General features: G+C 50.5%; 1 rRNA gene. It reads right to left on the bottom strand.

Annotation, left to right across the window (positions count from 1 at the left end):
- Positions 1–933: ribosomal RNA gene (locus J3352_RS14150) — 23S ribosomal RNA — on the bottom strand; the annotation flags it as partial.

The raw sequence follows: 933 nt of genomic DNA, 5'->3' as shown, positions 1-933 counted from the left end.
GAATTACAATTTCACCGAGTCTGTTGTTGAGACAGTGCCCAAATCGTTACGCCTTTCGTGCGGGTCGGAACTTACCCGACAAGGAATTTCGCTACCTTAGGACCGTTATAGTTACGGCCGCCGTTTACTGGGGCTTAAGTTCACTGCTTCGATTGCTCTAACAGATCCCCTTAACCTTCCAGCACCGGGCAGGCGTCAGCTCCTATACATCGTCTTGCGACTTAGCAGAAACCTATGTTTTTGGTAAACAGTCGCTTGGGCCTATTCTCTGCGGCCACCTGATGGTGGCACCCCTTATCCCTAAGTTACGGGGTCATTTTGCCGAGTTCCTTAACAACAGTTCTCTCGCTGGCCTTAGGATACTCTCCTCACCCACCTGTGTCGGTTTGCGGTACGGGTACCTTTAACCTCGATAGAGACTTTTCTTGACAGTGTGAAATCAGCTACTTCGCTACTAAATTTCGCTCCCCATCACATCCCAGCATTATCAAAGCGGATTTGCCTACTTTGACTGCCTCAATGCTTGGGCACACATAACCAACAGTGTGCTTAGCTTATCCTACTGTGTCATCCCTTCTCTCAAACGGTTATCGGTAGTACAGGAATATCAACCTGTTGTCCATCACCTACGCCTTTCGGCCTCAGCTTAGGTCCCGACTAACCCAGGGCGGACGAACCTTCCCCTGGAAACCTTGGGTTTACGGCCTGTGGGATTCCCACCCACATCTCGCTACTCATGCCAACATTCTCACTCCCATACTGTCCACATGTCCTTACGGTCATGCTTCAACCCGTATGGGAAGCTCCCCTACCCATCATTACTGATGCCGTAGCTTCGGTAGTAAGTTTTAGCCCCGGAAATCTTCGGCGCAGGATCACTCGACCAGTGAGCTATTACGCACTCTTTGAATGAGTGGCTGCTTCTGAGCCAAC

The sequence above is a fragment of the Faecalibacterium sp. Marseille-Q4164 genome (assembly GCF_017377545.1).
Taxonomy (GTDB): Bacteria; Bacillota; Clostridia; order Oscillospirales; family Ruminococcaceae; genus Faecalibacterium; species Faecalibacterium duncaniae.
Note: the sequence above shows the minus strand (reverse complement) of the source record. Positions and strands in the feature narration are given on the sequence as shown.